Here is a 4,693-nt window from a genome sequence, read left to right on the forward strand (position 1 = left end):
AACTCGCGCGCCTGATCGCCGAGGCCGTGGACGGCGACGATAAGACGAAGGAGCGTGCCGAGAGGATTCTCGACCTCTGTGGCTTCAAGGCAAAACTGGAAAAGAAAGAAGAGGACGACGACGCTGTCAGCGAACGCAGCAAGATGCTGATCTACACGACAAGACAGGCGATCGAAGAAATGGCGGGGTTTCTCAAGACCGCCAAACAAGAACCCGACGCCGACCTCGCCAAAAAGTTTGCGGAAATCATTAGTACGAAAGTCCACGTGCCGGACATGGCCTTGTCGGGACGCATGTTGGAGCCCGCTAAACCCAAAAAGAAAAAAGATGGCACGAAGCAGATCGACGTTTGGAAGGGATATGAGACGACGGTCGAGGCCGCTCTTCAGGTCGCACATGCCATCTCGACGCACGAGGCGCGGCCCGAGGTCGACTACTACGTCGCCGCCGACGACATCCCCGGAGACGACGCCGGTGCGGGTTACGTGGACGAAGCGATGTTCGCCTCGGCCTGTTTCTACAAGTTCTTCTCGATCGACTGGCGCCAACTCGTGAAAAATCTGAACGGCAACGAGCCGCTTGCCGCCCACACCGTCGGCGCGTTCATCCGTGCTGCCGTGTGCGCGAATCCCTCCGGAAAGCAGAACAGCTTCGCCGCCCACAATCCCCCCGACGGCCTGCTCGTCGAGTTCAAGAAATCTCCCGTCAGCTACGCCAACGCCTTCGCGAATCCTGCGTCGCGCGGATCGCGCGATCTCGTCGCGCAGAGCATAGCCCAACTGGCGCAGTACGTCCGCGACATCGACGCCGGTTTCGGCGCGCCCGACGCGCGCTATTGGTTCTCTCCCAACCGTCGCTTCGCGCTCGAAGTGAACGAGGACAACGCGAGTGTTGCGGTCCCCGCGAACAATATCGGGTCGCTCGATCAACTGATTCGCGACGTGGTCGCGCAGCTCGGCCACGACTGGGACGCCGTGCAGCAGGCCGTCGCGGTGCCCCGGTCCGAATAATGGATGCCAACACGCTCTTCCTGCGCCTAGAAGGACCCATGCAGGCGTGGGGCGATCACGAGTCGAAATTCTTCGTGCGACGCACGGCCGGCGCGCCGACCAAGTCCGGCGTCATCGGCCTGCTGTGCGCCGCTATGGGACTCGACCGCGCGAGCGTATCGCGCGATTGGCTCTCCCGCCTCGCCGATCTCGAGATGGGTGTACGCGTCGACCGGCCGGGGGTGCGGTGGTGGGACTACCACACTGTGGGTGCCGGAATGTACTTGCGCGTCGCCGAGAGTGAAGGGAAAACCAGACCCAAGCCCGAAACGATGCTCACCCGCCGCGAATACCTGTGCGACGCGTCGTTTCTCGTTGCGCTGCGCGGCGAATCCAAGTTGATCGGTCGCCTAGACGACGCGCTCCTGCATCCCGTATGGACGATCTACCTCGGGCGCAAGTCTTGTCCGCCGGGTCGCCCCGTGCGCGCGTCCGACCCCGGGACGTTCGACGATCTCGAATCGGCGCTGTGCTCCGTGCCGTGGCAGCGAAGGTGTCGCGGCGACGAAGTCCCCCATCGTGTGGATGCATTGCTCGACTGGCGCCCGACGCCCGACGAGCCACTTGCCCCCGACGACGCGCAGGTCTGGTACGACGTGCCGCTCACGTTCGATCCTCCCGCCCATCAACCCCGCTTCGTCGTCGGTCGGTCGTGGACGATTGGAAAAGACGGAGAGGTCGCCCTGCACGGTGATCCGGCGCAACACGACGCGAAAGCGCCGCCGCGCCCGCGCGCGAACTACAAAAACACCGAGTATCGCAAGGCCCGGCTCGCGCGCCTCGAAGCCGACAAGGGCTTGTGCGTGTTCTGCAAATCCCCCGCGACCACCGTGCAGCACATCACCTATCGGCGTGCGGGCGGAAACGAGTCCCACGACGATCTCCGTGCGCTGTGCCGCCTGTGCCACGACGCGGTGACGATGATCGAGTACGGCGAGGGGATGGGTATCGACCGAATCAACCCCGAGGACGCGGCGTGGCGCGACCGCATCATTCGAACGCGGGATGACATCATCCGGTTCCGCTCCCTCGAAACGCGCCGTCGGCGTTTGAGCGCCGAGGAGGTGGAGTGAAATGTATCTGTCCAACCTGCTCATCGACGTGGGCACCGACCCCGACCGCCCGCGTCCCGGTCGCCTCTGGCTGCGAAACGTCTACCGCGTCCACCAGCGCCTTTGCATGGCGTTCCCGAAGGCCGAGCAAAAAGACGCTGACAAGCAGTTCTTGACGCCCTACAACCCGAATGGCTTTCAGGTCGCGCGAGATGGCGAGCACAATTTCCTGTTTCGGATCGACCACGTCGTCTCGCCGGATCCTCGCCGGTCGGGTGGATGCGCGATGATTCTCGTTCAGTCTCCGAGGGAACCCGATTGGGACTACGCCTTCGGGCTTGATCGGGAACGCACCGATCTCGAAACCGGTCGCCCGATCGGCAACGCGGGACATCTCCTGGCGGCACCGCCCCAGGTGAAATCCGTCAATCTGCGCTACGACGCCGGAACGAAACTCCACTTCAAGACCAAGGTCAACGCAACTCGCCGTGTCCGAGGCGGACCGTTTGATGGGAAGCGCGTCTCCATCGGTCGCGACCCCGCCGCCATTCTCGCATGGTTGGAACGCAAAGGCGCCGGAAGCTGCGGCGACGGCACCGGCGGATTCCGGATCGTCTTCACGAAAGAAAAAGACAAGGAAAGACCGAACGCAGATTGCGATCCCGAATGGGATGCGAATTGGGAAATCGAGACGGGCGTCCAGCGGGCGAGCAAGGGCAACACGGAAGAAGAACGCGAGCAACTGGTGCATGCGTGGGCCGCCATCGATGGAATTCTGGAAGTGACCGCGCCGGATCTGTTCGAACAAACCCTCGCCTCCGGCATCGGTTCGGCCAAAGCCTTCGGCTTCGGGCTGCTCTCCGTCGCGCCCAGGTAATCCCGTGCGAGCCGCGTCGCGCGACGCGGGTGGCGATCCTTGAAAACCGAATACCGCCAGGAGACCAAACCGCGCGCGTCATGCGGCGCAGCGGACGTGCCCGCGCCGCATGGCGCGCGCGAGATCCCCAACCGTTGCGAGTTTCCCCGAAAGGAGCTCGAGATGAAAATCACCGATCTGCACGACCTGCCCAAGCTCCGCGACGGCTTGGGCTACCTCTACGTCGAGCGGGCTCACATCGAGCAGAAGTCGCTCGGCGTCGTTCTGGACTACCCCGATACCGAAGTCCCCATTCCCTCCGCCTCGCTCGCGGCCCTGCTGTTGGGGCCGGGCACAACCATTTCCCACGCGGCCGTCCGCGCGCTCGCCGACAACGGCTGCTCCATCATCTGGTGCGGCGAAGGCGCGGTGCGTGTGTACGCCCAGGGCGTCGGCGAAACACGCAAAGGTCACCGACTGCTGCGTCAGGCCGAACTCGTCTGCAATCCGGATATGCGCGCCCAGGTGGTCATGCGCATGTACCGCATGCGCTTCGAAAAAAAATTGCCGGAGGATCTGACCATCGAGCAGGTCCGCGGAATGGAAGGCGTGCGCGTGCGCGAGGCTTACGCGCAGGCCGCCAAGCGCACCGGGATCATCTGGACCGGTCGCGCCTATCGGCCCGGCGACTGGAACGCGGCGGACCCGGTCAACCGCGCCCTGTCCGCCGCGAACTCATGCCTCTACGGCGTCTGTCATGCCGCGATCGTGTCGGCGGGATACTCGACCGGGTTGGGATTCGTTCATACCGGAAAGCAGCTTTCCTTCGTCTACGACATCGCCGATCTCTACAAGGTCGAGACCACGATCCCCGTCGCGTTCGAGTGTGCGGCGAATCCCGGACCCGAACTGGAGCGCCGGGTGCGGACCACGTGTCGCGACGTGTTTCTGGTTCAGAAAATCCTGCAGCGCGTCGTGCCCGACATCGCGCGGGCGCTGGCCGTCGATGAACCCTTGGACCTGCCGTCGAACGCCGATCCCGATGTGGAAGCGGCGATCCCGGGCGGCCTGTGGGACCCCGATCACGAAACCGTCGAGGGAGGAGTCAATTATGGTGGTGATGATTCTGGAGAACGTCCCCGAGAGCCTGAGGGGGGAGCTGAGCCGGTGGATGATTGAGCCCCGCGCGGGGGTTTTCGTCGGCACGATGAACGCGATGATCCGCGACCGCCTGTGGGAGCGCGTCAACAAGCGCAAGGGTGTCGGCGGGTGTATGCAGGTTTACTCGTGGCCGAACGAGCAAGGGTTCATCGTCCGTCAGGAAGGGGTGAGCAGCCGCGACATCGCCGACTTCGATGGACTTCAGCTCGTCAGAAGGCGAAAAACGCTGTAATATTCAAGAGTCTTCCCCACACACGTGGGGGTGAACCGGGATACGACAATGGCGAACGAATTGCAGACCCGTCTTCCCCACACACGTGGGGGTGAACCGCGATCCATTTCGCAACGGTCCAGATCGAACTCGTCTTCCCCACACACGTGGGGGTGAACCGCCGATCACGACCGGGGCGGAATTGGCCGATGCGTCTTCCCCACACACGTGGGGGTGAACCGATGTCTGCCTTGACCTCTGCGACGAATCGTGTGTCTTCCCCACACACGTGGGGGTGAACCGTCGTCGCTTCGCCGCCACTCGACGGCGTGGTCGTCTTCCCCACACACGTGGGGGTGAACCG

Annotated in this window: 5 protein-coding genes and 1 CRISPR repeat array; all 5 genes read left to right on the plus strand. The window is 63.6% G+C overall.

Annotated elements, in window-relative coordinates; all coding sequences use genetic code 11:
* Nucleotides 1-1,010: type I-E CRISPR-associated protein Cas7/Cse4/CasC (locus tag IT350_16155; protein ID MCC6159585.1), on the plus strand; the 1,010-nt coding region annotated here is incomplete at its 5' end.
* A 38-nt stretch (nt 1,011-1,048) separates the two neighbouring features.
* Complete coding sequence (cas5e, locus tag IT350_16160; protein ID MCC6159586.1) at nt 1,049-2,122, plus strand: type I-E CRISPR-associated protein Cas5/CasD; 1,074 nt, start codon at nt 1,049-1,051, stop codon at nt 2,120-2,122.
* Between the two features lies 1 nt (nt 2,123).
* Nucleotides 2,124-2,978, plus strand: coding sequence for a type I-E CRISPR-associated protein Cas6/Cse3/CasE (cas6e, locus tag IT350_16165; GenBank protein MCC6159587.1), 855 nt, complete (start codon nt 2,124-2,126; stop codon nt 2,976-2,978).
* A 162-nt stretch (nt 2,979-3,140) separates the two neighbouring features.
* Nucleotides 3,141-4,136, plus strand: coding sequence for a type I-E CRISPR-associated endonuclease Cas1 (gene cas1e / locus IT350_16170; protein ID MCC6159588.1), 996 nt, complete (start codon nt 3,141-3,143; stop codon nt 4,134-4,136).
* Complete coding sequence (gene cas2e / locus IT350_16175) at nt 4,069-4,350, plus strand: type I-E CRISPR-associated endoribonuclease Cas2 (GenBank protein MCC6159589.1); 282 nt, start codon at nt 4,069-4,071, stop codon at nt 4,348-4,350. Before cas1e ends, cas2e begins: the two co-directional genes overlap by 68 nt.
* A gap of 9 nt (nt 4,351-4,359) precedes the next feature.
* A CRISPR array of direct repeats spans nt 4,360-4,692; the repeat unit is 28 nt; unit sequence GTCTTCCCCACACACGTGGGGGTGAACC.
* The last annotated feature ends 1 nt before the right edge of the window (nt 4,693 follow it).

It is taken from the genome of Deltaproteobacteria bacterium, assembly GCA_020845895.1.
In the GTDB taxonomy this organism is placed as follows: Bacteria; Lernaellota; Lernaellaia; order JACKCT01; family JACKCT01; genus JADLEX01.